Here is a 405-nt window from a genome sequence, read left to right on the forward strand (position 1 = left end):
GCCCGAGCGAGGCGCCTGCACCCGCGCCGTCTCGCCCACGGGCGACACCACCGCCTGGGCTCGCACCACCACGTCCAGTTCCACGAAGAACAGCGCGACCAGCCCCAAGATGAACAGCGCCGCCGACGCGACATACAACCCGCGCATCACCCGCCGCGTCCGAGGGGAGTCGAGCATGGGCAACAGCTCCCGATAGGAGTCCTCAGTCACCGCCATGAGGCCCCTCCGCTCCCTGGCGCTTCCAGTTCGGCGTCGCCTGCGCGAGCGCGCTGGACAGCTTGCCCTGCGCCGACATCAGCGACTCGTGCGTCCCCATCTGCGCGATGCGGCCCTCGTTCATCACCACGATGCGGTCCGCGTGCTGCAACGTCTGGAGCCGGTGGCTGATGATGAGCGTGGTGCGTC

2 protein-coding genes are annotated in these 405 nt (G+C 69.4%); both read right to left on the minus strand.

All coding sequences use genetic code 11. From position 1 onward, the window contains the following. A partial coding sequence (locus D7Y04_RS43180; protein ID WP_147477368.1) for a hypothetical protein occupies positions 1-216 on the minus strand: 216 nt, incomplete at its 3' end. Beyond that, positions 203-405: hypothetical protein (locus D7Y04_RS43185; RefSeq protein WP_147477369.1), on the minus strand; the 203-nt coding region annotated here is incomplete at its 5' end. The genes D7Y04_RS43185 and D7Y04_RS43180, both read right to left, overlap by 14 nt.

The sequence above is a fragment of the Corallococcus sp. AB038B genome, from assembly GCF_003668955.1.
GTDB classification, from domain to species: domain Bacteria; phylum Myxococcota; class Myxococcia; order Myxococcales; family Myxococcaceae; genus Corallococcus; species Corallococcus exiguus.